Source organism: Bradyrhizobium sp. NAS96.2 (assembly GCF_001908235.1).
In the GTDB taxonomy this organism is placed as follows: domain Bacteria; phylum Pseudomonadota; class Alphaproteobacteria; order Rhizobiales; family Xanthobacteraceae; genus Bradyrhizobium.
The window spans coordinates 34,867-56,306 of sequence record NZ_LGHK01000194.1 but is presented as its reverse complement, the minus strand read 5'-3'; the positions used below and the strand labels follow the sequence as shown (position 1 = coordinate 56,306).

19 protein-coding genes are annotated in these 21,440 nt (G+C 65.2%); 14 read left to right on the top strand and 5 right to left on the bottom strand.

Annotated features, from left to right (window positions below):
* Position 1: 1 nt before the first annotated feature.
* The 5 genes from nudC to AC628_RS33405 all read left to right on the top strand — a co-directional run bounded on the left by nudC (position 2) and on the right by AC628_RS33405 (position 4,477).
* Positions 2-952, top strand: coding sequence for an NAD(+) diphosphatase (gene nudC / locus AC628_RS33425; protein ID WP_074130982.1), 951 nt, complete (start codon positions 2-4; stop codon positions 950-952).
* Positions 953-1,031: 79 nt separating this feature from the next.
* A complete protein-coding gene (locus AC628_RS33420) occupies positions 1,032-1,979 on the top strand; it encodes a sugar kinase (RefSeq protein ID WP_074130981.1) in 948 nt (315 codons plus the stop codon).
* 76 nt (positions 1,980-2,055) lie between these two features.
* Entirely contained in the window at positions 2,056-2,556 is a 501-nt protein-coding gene (locus AC628_RS33415; RefSeq protein ID WP_016848075.1) for an Lrp/AsnC family transcriptional regulator, read from the top strand.
* Between the two features lie 162 nt (positions 2,557-2,718).
* Positions 2,719-3,030 carry a hypothetical protein gene (locus AC628_RS33410; RefSeq protein WP_245321461.1) on the top strand — a complete coding sequence of 104 codons (312 nt, stop codon included), beginning with the start codon at positions 2,719-2,721 and terminating at the stop codon, positions 3,028-3,030.
* Positions 3,011-4,477: a methyl-accepting chemotaxis protein gene (locus AC628_RS33405; protein WP_074130979.1), complete on the top strand. Its 1,467-nt coding sequence runs from the start codon at positions 3,011-3,013 to the stop codon at positions 4,475-4,477. Before AC628_RS33410 ends, AC628_RS33405 begins: the two co-directional genes overlap by 20 nt.
* 214 nt (positions 4,478-4,691) lie before the next feature.
* Here AC628_RS33405 and AC628_RS33400 read toward each other — a convergent pair whose 3' ends face one another.
* The 4 genes from AC628_RS33400 to hrpB form a co-directional block, all read right to left on the bottom strand.
* The gene (locus AC628_RS33400; protein ID WP_074130978.1) at positions 4,692-6,191 is read right to left on the bottom strand and encodes a phosphomannomutase/phosphoglucomutase; all 1,500 of its coding nucleotides are present in this window, start codon (positions 6,189-6,191) and stop codon (positions 4,692-4,694) included.
* 153 nt (positions 6,192-6,344) lie between these two features.
* The gene (locus AC628_RS33395; RefSeq protein WP_143201934.1) at positions 6,345-6,857 is read right to left on the bottom strand and encodes a TIGR02281 family clan AA aspartic protease; all 513 of its coding nucleotides are present in this window, start codon (positions 6,855-6,857) and stop codon (positions 6,345-6,347) included.
* A 189-nt stretch (positions 6,858-7,046) separates the two neighbouring features.
* The gene (locus tag AC628_RS33390) at positions 7,047-8,498 is read right to left on the bottom strand and encodes an NCS1 family nucleobase:cation symporter-1 (RefSeq protein ID WP_074130977.1); all 1,452 of its coding nucleotides are present in this window, start codon (positions 8,496-8,498) and stop codon (positions 7,047-7,049) included.
* A 219-nt stretch (positions 8,499-8,717) separates the two neighbouring features.
* Positions 8,718-11,249 (bottom strand): ATP-dependent helicase HrpB, encoded by a 2,532-nt coding sequence (gene hrpB, locus AC628_RS33385; protein ID WP_074130976.1) that lies wholly within the window; start codon positions 11,247-11,249, stop codon positions 8,718-8,720.
* A gap of 226 nt (positions 11,250-11,475) precedes the next feature.
* Here hrpB and AC628_RS33380 point away from each other — a divergent pair, with 226 nt between their 5' ends.
* The 9 genes from AC628_RS33380 (at position 11,476) to AC628_RS33345 (ending at position 19,960) form a co-directional block, all read left to right on the top strand.
* Entirely contained in the window at positions 11,476-12,567 is a 1,092-nt protein-coding gene (locus tag AC628_RS33380; protein ID WP_074130975.1) for an acyltransferase family protein, read from the top strand.
* Positions 12,568-12,811: 244 nt separating this feature from the next.
* The gene (locus AC628_RS33375; RefSeq protein WP_074130974.1) at positions 12,812-13,423 is read left to right on the top strand and encodes a sigma-70 family RNA polymerase sigma factor; all 612 of its coding nucleotides are present in this window, start codon (positions 12,812-12,814) and stop codon (positions 13,421-13,423) included.
* Positions 13,424-13,835: 412 nt separating this feature from the next.
* A complete protein-coding gene (locus AC628_RS33370; RefSeq protein WP_074130973.1) occupies positions 13,836-14,543 on the top strand; it encodes a cytochrome c biogenesis CcdA family protein in 708 nt (235 codons plus the stop codon).
* An 18-nt stretch (positions 14,544-14,561) separates the two neighbouring features.
* Positions 14,562-15,140, top strand: coding sequence for a thioredoxin family protein (locus tag AC628_RS33365; RefSeq protein ID WP_074130972.1), 579 nt, complete (start codon positions 14,562-14,564; stop codon positions 15,138-15,140).
* A 314-nt stretch (positions 15,141-15,454) separates the two neighbouring features.
* On the top strand, positions 15,455-16,864 hold the full coding sequence (locus tag AC628_RS33360; RefSeq protein WP_074130971.1) for a cytochrome ubiquinol oxidase subunit I: 1,410 nt from the start codon (positions 15,455-15,457) through the stop codon (positions 16,862-16,864).
* Positions 16,861-17,862, top strand: coding sequence for a cytochrome d ubiquinol oxidase subunit II (gene cydB, locus AC628_RS33355; protein ID WP_074130970.1), 1,002 nt, complete (start codon positions 16,861-16,863; stop codon positions 17,860-17,862). Before AC628_RS33360 ends, cydB begins: the two co-directional genes overlap by 4 nt.
* Positions 17,863-17,963: 101 nt before the next feature.
* A complete protein-coding gene (locus AC628_RS43360; RefSeq protein ID WP_143201933.1) occupies positions 17,964-18,092 on the top strand; it encodes a DUF2474 domain-containing protein in 129 nt (42 codons plus the stop codon).
* Between the two features lie 167 nt (positions 18,093-18,259).
* Positions 18,260-18,853 (top strand): L,D-transpeptidase, encoded by a 594-nt coding sequence (locus AC628_RS33350; RefSeq protein ID WP_050419915.1) that lies wholly within the window; start codon positions 18,260-18,262, stop codon positions 18,851-18,853.
* A gap of 69 nt (positions 18,854-18,922) precedes the next feature.
* Positions 18,923-19,960, top strand: a complete 1,038-nt coding sequence (locus AC628_RS33345; RefSeq protein ID WP_074130969.1) for an amino acid ABC transporter substrate-binding protein — start codon at positions 18,923-18,925, stop codon at positions 19,958-19,960.
* A gap of 272 nt (positions 19,961-20,232) precedes the next feature.
* Here AC628_RS33345 and AC628_RS33340 read toward each other — a convergent pair whose 3' ends face one another.
* Complete coding sequence (locus tag AC628_RS33340) at positions 20,233-21,372, bottom strand: acyl-CoA dehydrogenase family protein (RefSeq protein ID WP_074130968.1); 1,140 nt, start codon at positions 21,370-21,372, stop codon at positions 20,233-20,235.
* Positions 21,373-21,440: the final 68 nt, after the last annotated feature.

Below are 21,440 nucleotides of genomic sequence, written 5' to 3'. Positions count from 1 at the left end.
AATGTCCGCATTCGATTCATTTCCGCTCGGCCAGCCGGCCTTCGTCACCCATGTGCTGGACCGCGCCGCGCATCTGCGCAGCAATGACGAGAAGCTGTTCGCGCTGGAGGGCCACCGCGAAGCCCGCGCCTATGTGATCTATCGCGACTCGCTGGTCGTGAAGCAGGAGGAAGGCGGGGCCCGCGCGCTGCTCTCGCTGGAGGAGGCCCGCAGCTACGGCGCCAATCCCGGCACGATCTTCTTAGGCTTGCGCGATAGCGCGCCGATCTTCGGCATGGGGATCGCGCCGCAGGCGGCCGAGAAGCTGGTCGGGCGCGCCGACGTTGCGATCACCGAATTGCGCGGCATGGCGATGCAGGGCGTGGTGCCGCCGGAGCAGCTCTCGGCGATCGCGATGGCGAAGTCGATGGTGACCTGGCATCAGCGCCACGGCTTCTGTCCGAACTGCGGCACCCGCACGGCGATGCGGGACGGCGGTTGGAAGCGCGAATGCCCGAGCTGCAAGGCCGAGCATTTTCCGCGCACCGATCCGGTCGTGATCATGCTGGTCACGTCGGGCGACAAGGTGCTGCTCGGCCGCCAGAAGCAGTTCATGCCCGGGATGTATTCCTGCCTCGCCGGCTTCGTCGAGGCCGCCGAAACCATCGAGGATGCGGTGCGGCGCGAGATTTTCGAGGAAAGCGGCATCCGCTGCACCGACGTCAATTATTACATGACGCAGCCCTGGCCCTACCCGTCATCGCTGATGATCGGCTGCACCGCGCGCGCGACCAACGAGGACATCGTGGTCGACCGCACCGAGCTCGAAGATGCGCGCTGGTTCGACCACGCCGAGGCGACGCTGATGCTCAAGCGCCAGCACCCCGACGGCCTCGCCGGCCCGCATCCGTTCGCGATTGCCCATCATTTGCTCGGCCGCTGGGTGCACCACCGGAATCCGTTGGACCAATAGCGGGAACCGGACATCGTTCTGCCGATTAGACTGGACACAGGTTGAGCCAGTTGACGGAACCATTGGGACGGATCCCTGCATGAATTTTCAAGACGGCGCCCCGAAAGTCCCGCCCCGCATCCTCTGCATTGGCCTGCCGGTGCGCGACCTGACCTTCCGCGTCAACGTTCCGGCGCGCGGCTCCAAGGAGAATGCGACGCATTTCGACGAGATCTGCGGCGGCAACGCGCTGAACGCCGCGATCGGCATCGTCCGGTTGGGCGGCCGCGCCTCGATCTGCGGGCCGATGGGCGATTCGCGGGAGACTTCGAGCCGCTACATTTTCGACAAGCTGGCCGAGGAAGGCATCGAGACCAACCATCTGATCCACATGCCGGACCTGGTCACCCCGATCTCGGCGATCATGATCGACGACACCGGCGAGCGCACCATCGTCACGTTCCGCGATCCCGAGCTCTGGAAGGTCAAGCTGCCGCCGACCGAGCTGTTGCTGGAGGATTGCGCGGCGATCCTGACCGAGAGCCGCTGCGCGCCGTTCTGCACCGAGCTGTGCGCCGAGGCTGTGCGGCGCGGCATTCCCGTGGTGGTCGACGTCGACCGCGCGATGTCGATGCGGGAAGGGCTGCTCACCGCCTCCTCGCATCTGGTGTTTTCCAGCGAGCCGCTGCAGGAGACCGCCGACGTCACCGACGACGGCCAGGCGCTGCACAAGCTCGCCAAGCTCACCCCCTCCTTCCTGGCCGGCACCCGCGGCCCGAAGGGCACGATCTTTCTCAACGAGCAGGGCGAGCTCGAGGAGAGCCCGGCCTTCCCGGTCCATACCGTCGACACGCTCGGGGCCGGCGACGTCTTCCACGGGGCGTTTGCCCTCGCCATCACCGAGAAGCAGGAGCTGCGGCAGGCGCTGCGCTTTGCGTCCGCGGCTGCGGCACTGAAATGCACCCGCTTCGGCGGCGCTTATGCCGCACCGCAACGTACTGAAGTTGAAGCGTTTTTGGGCGAACACGCCGACGCCCGGCCAGCCTGACCGGTTACGACCCGCTTGATTTGGAAGATTTTTCTCTATATGAGGGAGTTTGAACCTTCATGTGGAACTTTCTTCTATGACCGATGTCGCCATTCAGCTTCATGACAACAGCCGCCGCCTCGACGCCATCGATCGCAAGATCCTGACCGTGTTGCAGGAGGATGCCTCGCTCTCCGTCGCCGAAATCGGCGACCGGGTCGGGCTGTCGTCGACGCCGTGCTGGAAGCGCATCCAGCGGCTCGAGGCCGATGGCGTGATCCTGCGCCGCGTGGCGCTGGTCGATCAGAACAAGATCGGGCTCGGGATCTCGGTGTTCGTCTCGGTCGAGAGCGCCGACCACTCGGAAGCCTGGCTGCGCAAATTCGCCGACGCCGTCAGCGCGATGCCCGAGGTGATGGAATTCTACCGGATGGCCGGCGACGTCGACTACATGCTGCGCGTCGTGGTCGCGGACATGCAGGCCTATGACGTATTCTACAAGAAGCTGATCTCGGCCGTGCCGCTGAAGAACGTCACCTCGCGCTTTGCGATGGAGAAGATCAAGTCGGTGACGGCGCTGCCGGTGCCCGCGGCGTAACGGCCGCCGCACAACCTCATACGATCGTCGATACGCCCCCAGGTAGTTCGCCTGCGCACGGCATTTACCGGAAGTTAGCCCCGGCGGCGGTATTATGCTGCGATGGTGCCGGGGGAGATCACCCCAGCGAGTCGACGGCCCGCATGGCTGGGCGCGGCTGCATTGCTGATCGCGAGCTGGATCGCGACCGCGATGCTGTCGTTGCAGGCGCGTGCGGGCACTGAGGTGGTGGCCGTGGCGTTTCCGCCATGGTGGCGCGCCGAACGCGCGCTGCTGGCCGCCGCTTCCGCCAATGCGTCGATCGTTCGAATGACCGCTATTCCGGCCCTGCTGGTGGTGCGGCCTGACCGCGATGGCGGGTTGCGCCGGCTGTACGAGGCGGGCGCGCTGCTGACCATGGAGCCGCAGGCGATCGCCGGCTGCTTCAAGGCGGACGACAATCTGGGGGTTGGGAATGACCTTCGAAGGCGATGAGATGGCCACGCTGCGCGAGACGGCCAGCAAGATCCTGCTCGTGGTGCTCTGGCTGCACGTTCCGATCGCAGTGATCGTCGGATTGACGTTACACACCGACTGGCTGATCCCGGCCGGCTTCATGGCCGCGATGGCGCTCGTCGCGACGACCTCGTGGCGCATGTCGGGGAACGGCGTTTCAACGCGCCTGATCGTCGCCGTGGCCTTGATGGGTGGCGTGTCGATGCTGGTTTACCAGTTCGCCGGCCACCGCTGGCAAGTCGACATGCACATGTACTTCTTCGCCGCGCTGGCGTGCCTGGTCGCCTATTGCGACTACCGGCCGATCGTCGCCGGCACCGCGGCGGTTGCCCTGCATCATTTGACGCTGAACTTCATCCTGCCGGCCGCGATCTATCCCGGCGGCGCCGATTTCGGCCGCGTCGTTCTCCACGCCGTGATCCTCCTGATCGAGGCCGGCGTACTGATCTGGCTCGCGCACACGCTCGCCGAGCTGTTCAGGACGTCGGCGCAGAAGGCGGCCGAAGCCGAGGCCGCCGTTGCCGCCGAAGCCCGCGCCAATGCCGAACGCATCGAGGCCGAACGGGCCAAGCAGAATCGTGATGCCGCGCGGCGCGAGCTCGCTGCCGGCTTCGAGCGCAAGATCGGCGAGGTCGTCGAAGCCGTCGCGGTGGCGGCGAACGCGATGCAGGGCCTGTCGGCAACGATGAACGGCAGCAACGCGGAAACCATGCGCCAGGCCACCGCCGCGGCCTCCGCATCGACGCTGGCGTCGAGCAACGTCGAGACCGTGGCGTCCGCGACTGAGGAGCTGACGGCCTCGATCAACAGCATCGCCGAGCAGGTGACGCGCTCGGCGAAGATCGCCGCCAAGGCTGCCGACGAGGCGCGCCGCACCAACAGCGTGGTCCAGGGACTTGCCGCCGGTACGCAGAAGATCGGCGAGGTGGTGACCTTGATCCAGAGCATCGCCAGCCAGACCAACCTGCTCGCCCTGAACGCAACCATCGAAGCGGCGCGCGCCGGCGAGCATGGCCGCGGATTTGCGGTGGTGGCGAGCGAGGTCAAGGCGCTGGCCAACCAGACCGCCAAGGCGACCGAGGAGATCTCGGTTCAGATCCAGGACATCCAGAACGCGACCGGCGCGGCCGTCAGCGCGATCGGGACCATCGGCACCACCATCGCGGAAATCGACCACGTCTCCGGCCAGATCGCCGCCGCCGTCGAACAGCAGGGCGCTGCGACCCGCGAGATCTCCAGCAATTTGCAGCAGGCCGCCGATCGCACGCGCGACGTCAACAAGGGCATCCTCAACGTCAACCGCGCCTCCGAACAGGCCGGCGGCGCCACCGCGCAACTGCTCGATGCGGCAAACGGCCTGACCTCGCAGTCGGAGTGGCTGAAGACCGAGCTGGACCGCTTCCTCGCCTCGCTGCGGGCGGCGTGAGGAAGGCGAGATCGGCGACCAGCCTCGCTGTCATCGCCCGGCTCGCCGCCTCCGCTAAAGCTTCGGCGCGCCAGGGACTCATGGCCTCGTCGAAGCCTTGGCGAAGACGGGACCGGGCGATCCAGTATTCCAGAGGCAGTCATTTTCGATCGAGAGGCCGCGGCGCACCCGGTCAAGCCGGGTGATGACAGTTTGCTCGGGGCGAGCCTCGCCCTCAAATCTTCTGATTGTATTCGCCGACCTCGGGATGCGTGCGCAGCACCGAATCCATCGCCTCGAACATGTCGCGCATGCGCTGCTCGCTGACCGGGCTTTCGACCACGACAACGAGCTCCGGCTTGTTCGAGGATGCGCGCACCAGGCCCCAGCTGCCGTCCTCGACCGTGACGCGCACGCCGTTGACGGTGACGAGATCGCGGATGTTCTGGCCGGCGACCTTGCCGCCGCTCTGCTGCAGCGTCTCGAAGTGCTTCACCACGGCATCGACCACGCCGTATTTGGCCTCGTCGGCGCAATGCGGCGACATGGTCGGCGACGACCAGGTCTTCGGCAGCGCGTCCTTCAGATCGGCCATCGACTTGCCGGGGGCGCGGTCGAGCATCTCGCAGATCGCGATCGCCGACACCAGACCGTCGTCATAGCCGCGGCCGAACGGCTTGTTGAAGAAGAAGTGGCCGGACTTCTCGAAGCCGGCGAGCGCGCCGAGCTCGTTGGTGCGGCGCTTCATGTAGGAATGCCCGGTCTTCCAGTAGACCGTGTTGGCGCCCTGCTTCTGCAAGACAGGATCGGTCACGAACAGCCCGGTCGACTTCACGTCGACGACGAACTGCGCGTTGGCGTTGATCGCCGACATGTCGCGCGCCAGCATGACGCCGACCTTGTCGGCAAATATCTCCTCGCCGGTGTTGTCGACCACGCCGCAGCGGTCGCCGTCGCCGTCGAAGCCGAGCCCGACATCGGCCTTGTGCGCCAGCACCGCGTCGCGGATCGCGTGCAGCATCTCCATGTCTTCCGGATTCGGATTGTATTTCGGGAAGGTGTGATCGAGCTCGGTGTCGAGCGGGATCACCTCGCAGCCGATCGCCTCCAGCACCTGCGGCGCGAACGCGCCCGCGGTGCCGTTGCCGCAGGCGGCCACCACCTTCAGCTTGCGCTTCAGCTTCGGACGGTTGGTGAGGTCGGCGATGTAGCGCGCCGGATAGTTCTCGTGAAACTGGTAGGAGCCGCCGGCCTTGTTGTTGAATGCGGCATTGAGCACGATCTGCTTCAGCCGCGTCATCTCGTCGGGGCCGAAGGTGAGCGGACGGTTGGCGCCCATCTTGACGCCGGTCCAGCCATTGTCGTTGTGCGAGGCGGTGACCATCGCGACACAGGGCACGTCGAGATCGAACTGCGCGAAATAGGCCATCGGCGTCACCGCGAGCCCGATGTCATGCACCTTGCAGCCCGCCGCCATCAGGCCCGAGATCAGCGCGTATTTGATCGAGGCGGAATAGCCGCGGAAATCGTGCCCAGTGACGATCTCTTGGCTGACGCCAAGCTCCGCAATCAGCGCGCCGAGCCCCATGCCCAGCGCCTGCACGCCCATCAGGTTGATTTCCTTGTTGAACAGCCAGCGCGCGTCGTATTCGCGAAACCCGGTCGGCTTCACCATCGGCTCGGATTCGAAGGCATAGGTGTTCGGGACCAGCACGGATTTCGGCTTGGGAAACATGGGTCGGCCTTATGGTCGCATACGGAAAGACGTCGCCGCAGCCTTTAGCGAATGCGCCGGCCGAGCGAAAGGTAGGACGGGGGCTGGTGGCCGACAATTACGGCAGAAATGGCGGCGACCGGGGCGCCACAGAAATCCCGGAAATGGCCAGATTTATTGCTCCAGCAACAATTTGCCGTTGGCGTATTCGAAGCGCTTAAGCTTCGAGAGGAACGACAGGCCGAGCAGATTCTCCGACAGCGCCTCGTCCGGCAGCACCAGCGCGTCGACGTCGCGCACAATGAGGCCGCCGATCTCGATCATGGCGATATGGGCACGCGCGGCCTTGATGGTGCCGTTGGCGGTGGTGACGCGCGAGGTGTAATCGCCCGGCACCGGGCGCAGCCCGAAGCGCGCGGCCGAAGTTTCGTTCAGGGCGACCACGGAGGCGCCGGTGTCGACCATGAAGTTGATGCGCTGGCCGTCGATCCGGCCGTCGGTCGCGAAATGACCGCGCGGATCGGGCGAAATGCTGAGCGTGCGGGCGCTGGCCTGCGCCACCGTGACGGCGGGGGCGATGCTCTGCTTTGCGGTGGTCGCGGCGGCGGGCGACATCTTGCTGGCCATCTGGGCCATGAAGGTGCCCAGCCCGATCAGGATGGCCGCGAAAATCATCAGGTTACGCATGACACCATACTCGGAAAACCGAACACGCAATTTCACCACGCCGGGCGCCCCGCCGCGAGCGAGGGCGGCAGCGCGAGCATGCCATTTTGGCGAAAAGGATGAGCGAAGGGTTAATGCGCACGCGCTGAAGCGGCCGAATCATATCGGCCGCCCTGCCCGGATCGAATTTGCCGGCTCTTAAACGGCCCGTCAGGCGGTTCTGGCGACCGGGCTCGGCATCGCAACGCGCAGCGCGTAATAGACCGCGCCGGCGATCCCGACGCCGAAGAACCAGCCATAGACCGCCCACCAGGACGGCAGGATCGAGGTGAGATTCGGCAGCACCGACGAGAACAGGGCACCGACCACGGCCGCGATCAGCGCGCTGACGTTCCAGCCGTTCTGGAAGCGATATTCGCCGTCCTCCTGGTACAGCGCCGGCACGTTCACGCGGCCCTTCGCGATCAGATAATAGTCGACCATCATGATCCCGAAGATCGGCCCCATGGTCGCGCCGATCAACCCGACGAACGAGGCGGCGCTGCCCTCCCAGGGCGCGAACGGATACAGCGCCAGCGCGATCAGCGCCGCGATGTAGCCGCCCTTCTTGAAGTCGATCTGGCGCGGAAACACGTTCGAGAAATCGAACGCCGGCGAGACGAAATTGGCGACCACGTTGATGCCGAGCGTTGCCACCGCGAAGGTGACCGCGGCGAGCAGCGCCAGGAACCAGCTGTCGAACTTCGCCGAGACCTGGTCGGGATGCAGCAGCACCTCGTGATAGACGTTGAACGCCGCGATCGTGGTGACGCCGGCCACCAGCGAGAACAGGATCAGATTGACCGGCAGGCCCCAGATATTGCCCTTGCGCAGCGCCTGCACGTCGGGCGCATAGCGCGAGAAGTCGCAGAAGTTGAGATAGAGCGCCGCGAAATAGGTGATCCAGGTCGCAGCAACGGCGCAGAGCGCCGGGAAAGAGCCGGGCACGCCGGGGACGCCGGCCTCCTTGGTCTTCTCCAGCAGCACGTCCTGCGGGATCGGCGCGGTGAGCGAGATGCCGCCGGCCGCGATGCAGAGATAGATCGCAAGGATCACCATCATCAGCCACACCGCAGGTCCCGCCCAGTCCTGGAAACGGCGCACCGTCTCCATGCCGCGCTGGATGATCAAAAGCTGCAATGCCCAGATCACGACAAAGCAGATCACCTCGAGCGTGGAATGGCCGAGCATGTGGCTCGACTGGTGGAACGCCTTGAAGCTGTCGATGCGGGTCAAGAGCGCGACGATCGCGCCCGAGGCGGCCGCGGTCTGTGCGCCGTACCAGAAGCAGGCGACGATGGCGCGCACCAGCGCCGGGATGTTGGCGCCCCACACCCCGAACGAGGCTCGCGCCAGCACCGGATAGGGGACGCCGGTCCTCACCCCGGCATTGCCGATCAGGCTCATCAGCACGAAGATCACCAGCGAGCCGATGCCGATCGCGAGGATGAAGTTGACGAAGCTGCCGCAGAGCAGGAACAGGCTGGCGGCAAGATAATAGCCCCAGAGGCTGTGGACGTCGGAGGTCCAGACGTTGAAGATGCTGAAGGCGCCCCAGTTGCGTTCCCTGGCCGGCGCCAGGTCTTCATTGTACAGCGACGGCGATGCGTTCTTGATCTCCATGGCGGCGTCCCCAATTGCGAGCCCGTGATCCCATCCCAGCCCGCAAATCTAACCACTGTTGGCGGACACTTGCCAGCGCTCCGCCGCGGATGGCGCGAATCTATGCCCCGTCATTGCGAGCGAAGCGAAGCAATCCATCCCTCCGCGCCCGCGGAGCCATGGATTGCTTCGTCGCTATCGCTCCTCGCAATGACGGGGTGGCATGAAATTCGTGATCCGTCACGTGCCGCGCGGCTTCACGCGCCTGGTCGGCATTGCGCTGGCGGGATCTTCCGGCCAGGGATGGCGCGGGTAGCGGCCGCGCAGGTCGGAACGCACCGCGGCGTAGCTGCCGCGCCAGAAGCCGGGCAGATCGCGCGTCACCTGCACCGGCCGCTGCGCCGGCGACAGCAGTTCCAGCACCAGCGGCACCGCGCCCTTGGCGATCGAGGGATGGGTGTTGAGCCCGAACAGCTCCTGCAATCTGACGGCAATGGTCGGGCCCTGCTCGGCCTCGTAGTCGATCGCAAGCTGCGTTCCGGTCGGCGCTTCGAAATGCGTCGGCGCCTCGCGATCGAGCCGCGCACGCAATTCCCACGGCAGCAACGCCATCAGCGCATCCGACAGGTCGCCGGCCGACAGGTCTTTCAGCGCCGTCTTGTCGTAGAGCGCAGGCACCAGCCAATCGTCGGCGCGTGCGGCGAGCGCAGTGTCCGACAGGTCAGGCCAGCTGTCATCCTCGGCCTTGCGCAGGAACATGACGCGGTCGCGCCACTGTTTCGAGTGCTTCGACCAGGGCAGGCGGTCGAGCCCGGCCGCGATCAGGCCGTCGGCGAACACCCGCGCGGTCTCGGCCGATGGCTTGAGCGGCATCGGCGCCTCCGACAGGGTGATCGCATGCAGCGAACGCCGGCGGCGCGCGCGCAGCGCCATCGCGCCGCGGTCGAACGTCACCTCCTCGACATTCTCGATCTGGTCGGCAAAGCGTTGCTCGATCTCGTCCTGGGTGATCGGCGCCGCCAGCAGGATGCGGCCGCTCGCCGCCGTGCCGGTCAATTCGGCGACCGCGATAGTGGGCAGCCGCGCCAGCGCGGCGGTCTGCTCGACGGCGGCGCCGCGGCCATTGGCCAGCACGAAGCTGCCATTGCCGCGGTTCTTCGCGACGCGATCCGGGAATGCGAAGGCCAGCATGACGCCGGTGGATAGATCGCTATCGAGAGACAATCCCTTTGTGGGCCCCCCTCCCCGGCCCTCCCCCACGAGGGGGGAGGGAGAAGAGCGAGTCTCTGACCTCTCCACCTGCGAGGCCCAGCGCGCGGCCATGCTGCGCGCGCTCGATGCGCGCTGCGAGCGGTCGCGGCGGAACTGGTCGAGCCGGACGTCGAGATCGACGCTGTCGCCGCCGAGCCCGCGCTCGGTCAGCACAGCGGCGATCTCGGCCGCCTCCTCACCCATACCGAAGCGCGCGGAATCCACGATCATGCGTGCCAGCCGCGGCGGCAGTGCCAGCGCGCGCAGGCTCTTGCCTTCCTCGGTGATGCGGCCATCGCCATCGAGCGCGCCGAGTTCTGACAGCAGCGATCGCGCTTCCTTCAGTGCCGGTCCCGGCGGCGGGTCGAGGAAGGCAAGGCCTGAGGGATCGCTGACGCCCCATTGCGCGAGGTCGAGCACCAGCGAGGACAGATCGGCAGAGAGAATCTCGGGCGCGGTATAGGCCGGCAGTGATGCGGTCTGCGGCTCGTCCCAGAGCCGGTAGCAGACGCCGGGCTCGGTACGGCCGGCACGGCCGCGCCGCTGATCGACCGCAGCGCGCGAGGCCCGCACCGTCTCGAGCCGGGTCAGTGCGATATCCGGCTCGTAGCGCGGCACCCGCGCGAGGCCCGAATCGACCACGATGCGCACGCCCTCGATGGTCAGCGAGGTCTCGGCGATCGAAGTCGCCAGCACCACCTTGCGAATCCCCTTCGGCGCCGGTGCGATGGCGCGATCCTGCACAGTGGCATCGAGTGCGCCGAACAGCGGCACGATCTCGACCGAGGCGTCATGCACGCGCTCGGCGAGGAACGTTTGCGTGCGGCGGATTTCGGCCGCGCCCGGCAGGAAGGCAAGCACCGAGCCGGCGTCGGCGCGCAGCGCAGTCGCGATCGACTCGGCCATCTGCCGCTCCACCGGCGCATCGACCTTGCGGCCGACGTAACGGGTCTCGACCGGAAAGGCGCGGCCTTCGCTCTCGACCACAGGCGCATCGCCGAGCAGCTTTGCGACACGCGCGCCATCGAGCGTTGCCGACATCACGAGGATGCGCAGGTCCTCGCGCAGGCCGGTCTGCGCGTCGCGCGCCAGCGCCAGCCCGAGATCGGCATCGAGCGAGCGCTCGTGGAATTCATCGAACAGCACCGCGGCGACGCCGTTGAGCTCGGGATCGTCGAGGATCTGGCGCGAGAAGATGCCCTCGGTGACAACCTCGATCCGCGTCGCGCGCGACACCTTCGAGCCGAAGCGGACGCGATAGCCGACGGTCTCGCCGGGACGCTCACGAAGCGTCTTCGCCATCCGCTCGGCGCTGGCGCGCGCGGCGATGCGGCGCGGCTCCAGCACGATGATCTTCTTGCCCCTCGCCCAGGGTGCATCGAGCAGCGCCAGCGGCACGCGCGTGGTCTTGCCGGCGCCGGGCGGCGCGACCAGCACTGCGGCATTGTGGCGGTCGAGCGTGCGGTCGAGCTCGTCGAGCACGGCGTCGATCGGCAGCGGGCTGTCGAATTGGTGCGGCAAGGAGTCTCATCGCAGGCCACGGCGCTCGGCCAGCCTTGCGTCCTGTGGTTAACGAACGTCGGATTCTTTTAGGAGTCCTTTCGGATTCTTGGCCTCTTAGACCATTCGCCTGATCCAGGGAACCGGGGACAGGGCCCAGGTTCGCTGGCACAGCCTTTGTACTGATAAAGGAGAAAGCAACCGATCGGGCCGATGATAGGGCCGATTACGCCGAAACGGGACAAGGATGACCACAAACGGCACAGCCGCTGCAACAGATCGTTCCCTTGATCGATCACTTGATCGATCGCTTGGGAACGCGAGCGCGCGCGTCGATTGGGTCGACTATGCCAAGGGCATCTGCATCATCATGGTCGTGATGATGCATTCGGTGCTGGGGGTCGAGAAGGCCGCCGAGCAGACCGGCTTCATGCATTATGTCGTGATGTTCGCCAAACCGTTCCGGATGCCGGACTTCTTCCTGATCTCGGGACTGTTCCTGTCGGTGGTGATCGATCGCGACTGGCGCACCTATCTCGACCGCAAGGTGATGCACTTCGCCTACTTCTACGTGCTGTGGGTGACGATCCAGTTCGGCTTCAAGGCGCCGTCGCTGGCTGCCGAGGCGGGCTGGGCCGAAGTTGGGCTGCAGTACCTCACCTCCTTCGTCCAGCCGTTCGGCACGCTCTGGTTCATCTATCTGCTGCCGATCTTCTTCGTCGTCACCAAGCTGACCCGCAACGTCCACCCGCTCATCATCTGGCTGATCGCGGCGGCATTGGAATCGGCGCATGTCACGACCGGCTGGTACGTGATCGACGAGTTCAGCGCCCGCTTCGTCTATTTCTACACCGGCTATGTCCTGGCCGATCATGTGTTCGCGCTGTCGGACCGTGCACGCTCGCGACCTGCGGTTGCACTGCTCGGGCTTGGGCTCTGGGCACTGATCAATGGCGGCCTGGTTGCGCTCGATATCAGTGAGTGGCCGATCGTCTCGCTGGCGCTCGGCTTTGCCGGCGCCTGCGCGATCATCGTGACCGGCACGCTGCTGGCACGGACGCACTGGCTCGGCTTCCTGCGCTTCTGCGGCGAGCACTCGATCGTGATCTACCTCGCCTTTTTCCTGCCGATGGCCGCGACACGCACGGCTCTGCTGCGGTTCGATGTCATCCCCGACATCGGCCTGGTCTCGCTGATCGTGACCGCGGTCGGCGTCGCCGGCGCGCTGCTGATCTGGCGGCTGGCGCTGGCGGTCCGGGCCAATTTCCTGTTCGAGCGGCCCGATGCATTCTGGATTGCCCCGAAAAAGGCAACGCCCGCTTTGCAGGCCGCCGAATAAGCCCCGACAGTGCCAAAAGTCATGGCCCGGAATCGTTCCCACGGGACGATTCCGGGCACTCCAATTTTCCGTGCGTTGAAATGATTGGCTTTTTGGTCCCGAATGTTTCGTCGCCAGGGCAGCGACGAAACAATTCTCCCGGTCACGAAACCATTTTCCGTCTTTCGCGCAGACATCCGGAAACGGGCCGTAACTAACGTTTCTCCCAACGAACCGCCGCCCAACGGCGAACTGGGAGCCTGTCATGCCGAACGTCATCGCCATCAACTCTGCAGCCACGAAGCATATCGATGCTGCTCGCGCGACCTCGGATGAAACGCTGCTCGCGCGTATCGCCAAGAATAACCGCACCTCGATGCACACGCTCTATGCCCGTCACAACGTCCGGGTTTACCGCTTCGTGCTCCGCATGGTGCGCGACACCACGATGGCCGAGGACCTGGTCAGCCAGGTGTTCCTGGACGTCTGGCGCACCGCGGCCCAGTTCGAGGGCCGCTCGCAGGTCTCGACCTGGCTGCTGTCGATCGCCCGCTTCAAGGCGCTGACCGCGCTGCGCCAGCGCAAGCACGAGGACATCGACCAGGAAGACGTGCTGGAGATCGCCGACGGCGCCGACACGCCGGAAACCTCGCTCGATCGCGCCACCACCAGCGAGATCCTGCGCGCCTGCGTGGCCAAGCTGTCGCCGGCCCACCGCGAGATCATCAACCTGGTCTACTACCATGAGAAGTCGGTCGAGGAGGCCGGCCAGATCATCGGTATCCCGCAGAGCACGGTGAAGACCCGCATGTTCTATGCCCGCAAGCAGCTCGCCGACCTCCTGAGGGGCGCCGGCGTGGACAGCGTCGCGGCTTAAAGTAAAGCAAATTCAGATATTTAGGAGGAGTTCAAGGAACCCGGGCAATTGTCCACGAAGCCAAAAAAGTTCGGCGACGAAACAATTGAAACAATCGACGACATCACCCGGAAAAACGCGATCTCTATACTGATATCCAACGACGCAACCCCAACCCCAATTCACCGGACCAGTTTCGATACCTCCCTAGTTCTAACCTCCCAAGTAACCTCCAACGACCCGGCCGGGATGCCCCCCGCCGGGTCGCTCTGTTTTTGGCGCGAGGTCGTGAGGCCAAGCGCGCGCCATCTCACACAGACGTGACGGCGCCTGCGATCGCTCCACCGTAACGGCCGAACTCTCATCGCGAAGAACATCAGGTGTACCCGGCACGGCCCTTTGGCGCGCCGGGACTTCTGATGGACGGACGACGATGCTCAGCCTTGCCCCTGCTCTTACCCTGGCCCTGCTTGCCGGTGTCGCCACCGTCGCTGCCCCTTGCACCCTGCCGATGCTGCCGATTCTACTTGGGGTATCGATAGGCCAGACCGGCAAGGCGCGGCCTGCGATGATCGCGCTCGGCTTCGTGATGTCATTCTCTGCGGTGGCATTGCTGCTGAGTGCGATCACGCGCGCCTTCGATTTCGATCCCAATTTGCTGCGGACCGGCGCGGCCGTCCTGCTCGCGGGCTTCGGCCTGTTGATGATCTGGCCGGCGCCGTTCGAATGGCTGGCGATCCGGTTGACGGGTGCCGCCGGCAGCGTCGGACAGGCTGCGCCATCGCAAAGCCTGTTCGGCGGCTTCGTGCTCGGCAGCACGCTCGGCCTGGTGTGGACGCCGTGCGCCGGTCCGGTGCTCGGCTCGATCCTGACCATCGTCGCGACCTCGAAGGATACCGCGTGGGCGAGCCTGCAGCTCGTCACCTACGCGATCGGCGCCGCGATCCCGATGCTTGCCATTGCCTATGGCGGGCAGGCCGTCACCACCCGCGTGCGCAGCATGGCGCGGATCGCGCCGCGGCTGCAGCAGGGCTTCGGCGTCGTGATCATCGCCTTCGCCGCGCTGTCCTACCTGCAATACGACACGCTGATCGTGGCGTGGCTGACCCAGTTCTATCCCAACGGCCAGATCGGCCTGTGAGCTTACAAGGAGGTATCGATGTCCCTGCGCTTGATTGCTGTATCCGCACTGGTTGCCGGCCTTGGCCTCGGCGGCGCCGTGATCCCCGGCCTCTGCACCGAGTCCGACGCGCCGGCGCAGCCGGTGCCGCGGGCAGTTGCCATGACCACCGGACAGAGCCAGACCGCGCCCGAGTTCGCCGGGATCAGCAACTGGTTCAATTCGCAGCCGCTGAAGCTGGCGGACCTGCGCGGCAAGGTCGTGGTGGTGGATTTCTGGACCTATGGCTGCGTCAACTGCGTCAACACGCTGCCGCACGTCACCCAGCTTTATTCAAAGTATCGGGATCGCGGCCTCGTCGTGATCGGGGTCCACACCCCGGAATTCCCGTTCGAGCATTCGGCTTCCAACGTGCAGGCGGCGCTGAAGCGGCACGGCATCCTCTATCCGGTGGCGCAGGACAACAATTCGCAGACCTGGAACGCCTACGGCAACCAGTATTGGCCGGCGCAATACATCATCGACCAAAACGGCAAGATCGTCTTCCAGCATGCCGGCGAGGGGCAGTACGAGGAGATCGACCGCACCGTCGCCCGGCTGCTCAACGCCAACAGCTAGTGCCTGTTGAGCTTGGGTCGAGCTGGAACGGCGTCGAAAGCTCACCTCTCCCTTGGGAGAGGTCGATTTGCGCAGCAAATCGGGTGAGGGGTTGCGGTCTATCGAGAGAGCAAGAGCCCTCACCCGGATTGCACTGGACGATGCTTCGCATCGCCAGGCGCAATCCGACCTCTCCCCAATGGGGAGAGGTGAACCGAGACCGCGCCAAGCCGATTCAACCAAAACTCAATCCGGTTTAGTTGGACAATCCGCCCTCTTTGTCGTCACACCTGACGTGCTAAGGTCCAGCACAGGTCGACGACAGGTGGTGGATCATGTTCGAAGGCTGGGATGCGGTCGTGCTCGCCCGCGCGCAATTCGCTTTCACGATGTCGTTCCACATCGTATTTCCCGCATTCTCGATCGGGCTTGCGAGCTATCTCGCGGTGCTGGAAGCGCTGTGGCTCATCACCAAGCGCGAAGTCTTCATCAACCTGTTCAATTACTGGCTGAAGATCTTCGCGGTCGCATTCGGCATGGGCGTGGTCTCGGGCATCGTGATGTCCTACCAATTCGGCACCAACTGGTCGTCCTTTGCCGACAAGACCGGGCCGGTGATCGGCCCGATGATGGCCTATGAGGTGTTGACCGCGTTCTTCCTCGAGGCCGGCTTCCTCGGCGTGATGCTGTTCGGGCTGTCGCGCGTCGGCCCGAGGCTGCATTTCCTCGCGACCCTGATGGTCGCGATCGGCACGCTGATCTCCGCGTTCTGGATCCTGTCGGCCAATTCCTGGATGCAGACGCCGACCGGCCATGCGGTCAATGCCGACGGCCAGTTCGTCGCAGCCGACTGGCTCAAGGTGATCTTCAATCCCTCGTTTCCCTATCGCCTCGTGCACATGGTGCTGGCGGCCTACCTCACCACCTCGCTGGTGGTCGGCGCGGTCGGCGCCTGGCACCTGCTGCGCGACCAGCATCTGGCCGGTGCGCGCGTGATGTTCTCGATGGCGATGTGGATGGCAACCCTGGTGGCGCCGATCCAGATCCTCGCCGGCGACCAGCACGGCCTCAACACGCTGGAGCACCAGCCCGCCAAGGTGATGGCGATGGAAGGCCACTTCCAGAGCCACAAGGACGGCGCGCCGCTGATCCTGTTCGGCTGGCCCGACCAAAAAGATGCCAAGGTGAAATACGCGATCGAGGTGCCGAAGCTGTCGTCGTTGATCCTGAAGCACTCGCTCGACGCGCCGCTCGCCGGCCTCGACACCGTGCCGCGCGAGAACTGGCCGCCGGTGCCGATCACCTTCTGGGCGTTCCGCATCATGGTCGGGCTCGGCTTCCTGATCATGGGGCTCGGCCTGTTCAGCCTGCTGATGCGCTGGCGCGGCATGATGTACCAGTCACAACTTCTGCATCGCTTCGCGGTGCTGATGGGCCCGGCCGGCTTCATCGCGGTGCTCGCCGGCTGGATCACCACGGAGACCGGGCGGCAACCGTTCACGGTCTACGGGCTGCTGCGCACGACGGATTCGGCATCGCCGCTGGCGGCGCCCGCCGTGGGCTCCTCGCTGATCGCCTTCATCATCGTCTATTTCGCCGTGTTCACCGCGGGCGTGATCTACATCCTGCGCCTGATGGCGCAGCCGCCGCATCCCGGCGAGTTGGGCCCGACCAAGGATCTCCCCGCCCGCGCCGCCGGCATCACGCCGGCCGCGGGTGCTGCAGCTGTGGAGGCCGTGCGATGATCGATCTCGCCATCATCTGGGCCTTCATCATCGCCTTTGCCGTGTTCGTCTATGTCGTGATGGACGGCTTCGACCTCGGCCTCGGCATCCTGTTTCCGCTGTTTCCGCAAAAGGCCGATCGCGACGTCATCATGAATACGGTGGCTCCGGTGTGGGACGGCAACGAGACCTGGCTGGTGCTGGGTGGCGGCGGCATGATGGCGGCGTTTCCGCTGGCCTATGCGGTGCTGATGCCGGCGCTCTATACGCCCATGATCGCGATGCTGCTCGGCCTCGTGTTCCGCGGCGTCGCCTTCGAATTCCGCTGGCGGACCCAGAAGGCGCGCAACAAATGGGATCTCGCCTTCACCGGAGGCTCGCTGGTCGCCACGCTGGCGCAGGGAATCGCGCTCGGCGCCATCCTGCAGGGCATCCATGTCGAGGGACGCCACTATGCCGGCGGCTGGTGGGATTGGCTGACGCCGTTCAGCGTGCTGACCGGCTTCGCGCTGGTGATCGGCTATGCGCTGCTCGGCGCGACCTGGCTGGTGATGAAGACCGAGGGCGATTTGCGCGACCGCGCCTATCAGCTGAGCTGGATCTTGCTGGTCGCGATGCTGTGCGCGATCGGCGCCGTCAGCATCGCCACGCCGTTCCTGGCCGTACAGTACACCCAGCGCTGGTTCGCCTGGCCCAACATCATCCTCACCGCGCCGGTGCCGATCGCGGTCGCCGCCGTCACCGCGCTGCTGCTGCGCGCGCTCGGCAGCAAGAACGACCACCAGCCGTTCTTCCTGACGCTGGGGCTGTTCGTGCTGTCCTATGCCGGGCTCGGCATCAGCATGTATCCGTACATCGTGCCGCAGAGCATCACGATCTGGCAGGCGGCGGCGCCGGCCAACAGCCAGATCTTCATGCTGGTCGGGGTCTCGATCCTGGTGCCGCTGATCCTCGGCTACACCGCCTGGGCCTATTGGGTGTTCCGCGGCAAGGTGCGTCCCGGGCACGGATACCACTGATGCCGCTAGAGCGTTTTCCAGCGAAGTGGATCCCGGTTCGCGTCAAGAAAGCGCGTCAAGACGAGAGTCCAGAGCCCCGTTCCGATTCCATCGGAACGGGAATGGCTCTGGCTCCGAATCAGCGGCCACTCGGCCAGCGCCTGCTGTGGTTCGCAGCGCTCTGGCTCGGCGGCGTCGGCGCTGTGACGCTGGTCTCGTTCGCGTTGCGACTCTGGATCGCGCCGAAATGAGGCGGCCCGCGCCGCGTGCCACCGCCCCCATCGACAAAAACGGAAGCATTACAGTGATCTAGTGTGACACCCGCCCTAAACTTGCCATCAAGCTGCCGCTGAGATTTGATGCTGCCGTGATTTGGGTGGAGCAACCATTGGCTGCGCGCCAACAAGGAGAGCCTTGCATGACGAAACTTCGTCACCTGGTCTGGATGTTGATCGCCACGGGCGCGCTCGTGCTGTCGACGTCGCAAGGCTTCGCCCAGAATCGTCCAGATGCCGACGAGCCGGGCCTGATCGCCGACGACAGCTACGAGCTCGATCCGGAATGGCAGAAGCAGGTCGTGTACTACCGGACCAACGAGGCGCCGGGCACCATCATTGTCTCCACCGCCGAACGTCATCTCTACCTCGTGCAAGGCAACGGTCGTGCGCTCCGCTACGGCATCGGCGTCGGCCGCGACGGCTTTCAGTGGCAGGGCCTAGTGACCATCACCCGCAAGGCGGAGTGGCCGGATTGGGTGCCGCCGCCGGAAATGATCGCGCGTCAGCCCTATCTGCCGCGCTTCATGGCAGGCGGCCCGGGCAATCCGCTCGGCGCGCGCGCGATGTATCTCGGCACCACGGTGTACCGCATCCACGGCACCAACCGGCCCGATACCATCGGCACCGCGATCTCGTCCGGCTGCTTCCGCCTGGTCAATGCCGACGTCGCCGATCTCTACAACCGCGTGCCCGTCGGCACCAAGGTGATCATCCGGCAGAAGCCCGAACTGTAATCTCTACATCTCTACCCCGCCTTCGATATCCGACCTGATTTTCCCCCGATCATTCGCGAGAGAGAACCCATGCGTACATTTCGAGGCGGCCTGACGATCGGGCTCGCGGTCGCCGCGCTGGTTGCGGCCGCCGCCTTCACCTATGAGCGTTACGACACCCGCACGCTGAAGCGCACCGTCCGCCGCGGCGACGTGCTGTGCGGCGTCAACAAGGGCCTGCCGGGCTTCTCTATCCCCGACGACAAGGGCAACTGGACCGGCTTCGACGTCGACTTCTGCCGCGCGGTGGCCTCGGCGATCTTCGACGATCCGACGAAGGCGAAGTTCGTTCCGCTCGACGCCAGCGAGCGCTTCAAGGAGCTGCAGAACCGCAAGGTCGACATCCTCTCGCGCAACTCGACCTGGAGCATGTCGCGCGAGACCAATTACGATCTCTATTTCCCGGCAGTCGCCTACTATGACGGCCAGGGCTTCATGATCCCGCGCTCGCGCAACATTGATTCCGCGCTCGATCTGAACGGCAGCAAGGTCTGCGTGCAGGCCAACACCACGACGCAGCTCAACCTCGCCGACTATTTCCGCGCCAACAACATGAAGTACACGGAGATGAAGTTCGACAAGCTGGACGATGTCGTGAAGGCCTATGACAGCGGCCAGTGCGACACGCTGACCTCGGACGCCTCGCAGCTCTATGCGCTGCGGCTCAACCTCTCCAAGCCGAACGACCACACCATCCTGGCCGACATCATCTCCAAGGAACCACTGGCGCCGGTGGTGCGCTTGCGCGATGACGACTGGATGATGATCGTGAAGTGGACGCTCTACGCCATGATCAACGCCGAAGAACTCGGCATCACCTCGAAGAACATCGACGAGGCGCTGAAGTCCAAGAAGCCTGAAGTGATGCGGCTGGTCGGCACCGAAGGCTCCTATGGCGAGGATCTCGGCCTGACCAAGGACTGGGCGGTGCGCATCATCCGCCATGTCGGCAATTACGGTGAAGTCTACGACCGCAACGTCGGCGCCGATTCCAAGCTGAAGATCCCGCGCGGCATGAATCAGCTCTGGAACGCCGGCGGCGTCCAGTACGCGCCGCCGATCCGGTGATCTTTCTCCGGCGTCATTGCGAGGAGCGATAGCGACGAAGCAATCCATGCTGCCACGAGCGGCGAGATGGATTGCTTCGCTTCGCTCGCAATGACGGACTACTCAAGCCGCCGCATCCTCAGCTGTCATCACCCGCGAAAGCGGGTGATCCAGTACGCCGCGGCTTCTCCGCTCAAGCACTGGCGTCTCTGGAATACTGGATCGCCCGGTCGAGCCGGGCGATGACAGTTTTTGCGTGGCGACAACAGACGAGGCGACGCTGACGCGTCGGCTCAGTAGCCCTTGCCGCTCGCCAGCTGGTCGGTGTGGAAGTTGCTGTCGCCGAACAGTTCCTGGCAGACGCGGGCGCGCTTCATGAAGAAGCCGATGTCGAACTGGTCGGTCATGCCCATGCCGCCATGCATCTGCACGCCTTCCTGCACGGCGAGCGTGGCGGTGGTGCCGGCGCGCGCTTTTGCCACCGCGACCGCAGTGGCGGCCTTCTCGGCATCCGTATCGAGCGCCTGCAGCGCCTTCAACACCGCGGCGCGGGTGATCTCGATATCGATGTAGAGCTGGGCGGCACGGTGCTGCAGCGCCTGGAATTCGCCGATCGCCTTGCCGAACTGCTTGCGCTCCTTCAGATAAGTCACGGTGCGGCCGAACACCTCGTCGGAGAGGCCGACCATTTCGGATGCAACCGCGCCGCGGCCGATATTGAGCACGCCCTCGAGCAGCCCAAAACCCTGATCGACCTCGCCGAGCACGCTGTCGGCGTTGACCTCGACATTGTCGAACACGATGCGCGCCGCGTTGTGCGAATCGACCATCGCGGTGCGCTCGACCGCGAGCCCCTTCGCCTTCGGATCGACCAGGAACAGCGTCAATCCGTTCTTGTCGCCGGCGCTGCCCGCCGAACGCGCCGCAACGATCAGGAGGTCGGCGGTGTGGCCGTCGACCACGAAGGCCTTGTCGCCGGACAGCTTGAAGCCGTTGCCGGAGCGCGTCGCCCGCAATTTGGTCTGCAGCGGGCGATGCTTGGCGCCCTCGTCGATCGCGAGCGCCGCCAGCAGCGAGCCGTCGGCGATCTTCGGCAGATGCTGCGCCTTCTGCGCCTCGCTGCCGCCGCGCGACAGCGCCGAGGCTGCAAGCACCGCGGTCGAAAGGAACGGCGACGGCATCAAGGTGCGGCCGATCTCCTCCATGACGATACCGGCCTCGACGCAGCCGAGCCCGCTGCCGCCGAACTGATCCGGCACCAACAGGCCGGAGAAGCCCATCTCGGCAAAGGTTGTCCAGAGCTCGCGCGAGAAGCCGGTGGTGTCCTTGGCATCGCGCAGGCCGCGCAGATGCGCCACCGGCGCCTTGTCGCTGATGAGACCGCGCGCACTGTCGCGCAGCATGGATTGTTCTTCGGTGAGGACGAGGGCCATGGAGAATCCGATCTAACGTTCCAAGTAGAAAATTTCCGAGTTCGTCACTCCGGGGCGATGCGACAGCA

Excerpts from the sequence above, each read along its gene's own strand:
- nudC (WP_074130982.1), top strand. The coding sequence starts at position 2 with ATGTCCGCATTCGATTCATTTCCGCTCGGCCAGCCGGCCTTCGTCACC.
- AC628_RS33380 (WP_074130975.1), top strand. The coding sequence starts at position 11,476 with ATGACCACAAACGGCACAGCCGCTGCAACAGATCGTTCCCTTGATCGA.
- AC628_RS33390 (WP_074130977.1), bottom strand. The coding sequence starts at position 8,498 with ATGGAGATCAAGAACGCATCGCCGTCGCTGTACAATGAAGACCTGGCG.
- AC628_RS33400 (WP_074130978.1), bottom strand. The coding sequence starts at position 6,191 with ATGTTTCCCAAGCCGAAATCCGTGCTGGTCCCGAACACCTATGCCTTC.
- AC628_RS33415 (WP_016848075.1), top strand. The coding sequence starts at position 2,056 with ATGACCGATGTCGCCATTCAGCTTCATGACAACAGCCGCCGCCTCGAC.
- AC628_RS43360 (WP_143201933.1), top strand. The coding sequence starts at position 17,964 with ATGGCTCTGGCTCCGAATCAGCGGCCACTCGGCCAGCGCCTGCTGTGG.
- AC628_RS33370 (WP_074130973.1), top strand. The coding sequence starts at position 13,836 with ATGCTCAGCCTTGCCCCTGCTCTTACCCTGGCCCTGCTTGCCGGTGTC.
- cydB (WP_074130970.1), top strand. The coding sequence starts at position 16,861 with ATGATCGATCTCGCCATCATCTGGGCCTTCATCATCGCCTTTGCCGTG.
- AC628_RS33350 (WP_050419915.1), top strand. The coding sequence starts at position 18,260 with ATGACGAAACTTCGTCACCTGGTCTGGATGTTGATCGCCACGGGCGCG.
- AC628_RS33360 (WP_074130971.1), top strand. The coding sequence starts at position 15,455 with ATGTTCGAAGGCTGGGATGCGGTCGTGCTCGCCCGCGCGCAATTCGCT.
- AC628_RS33420 (WP_074130981.1), top strand. The coding sequence starts at position 1,032 with ATGAATTTTCAAGACGGCGCCCCGAAAGTCCCGCCCCGCATCCTCTGC.
- AC628_RS33395 (WP_143201934.1), bottom strand. The coding sequence starts at position 6,857 with ATGCGTAACCTGATGATTTTCGCGGCCATCCTGATCGGGCTGGGCACC.
- AC628_RS33345 (WP_074130969.1), top strand. The coding sequence starts at position 18,923 with ATGCGTACATTTCGAGGCGGCCTGACGATCGGGCTCGCGGTCGCCGCG.
- AC628_RS33365 (WP_074130972.1), top strand. The coding sequence starts at position 14,562 with ATGTCCCTGCGCTTGATTGCTGTATCCGCACTGGTTGCCGGCCTTGGC.
- AC628_RS33405 (WP_074130979.1), top strand. The coding sequence starts at position 3,011 with ATGACCTTCGAAGGCGATGAGATGGCCACGCTGCGCGAGACGGCCAGC.
- AC628_RS33375 (WP_074130974.1), top strand. The coding sequence starts at position 12,812 with ATGCCGAACGTCATCGCCATCAACTCTGCAGCCACGAAGCATATCGAT.
- AC628_RS33340 (WP_074130968.1), bottom strand. The coding sequence starts at position 21,372 with ATGGCCCTCGTCCTCACCGAAGAACAATCCATGCTGCGCGACAGTGCG.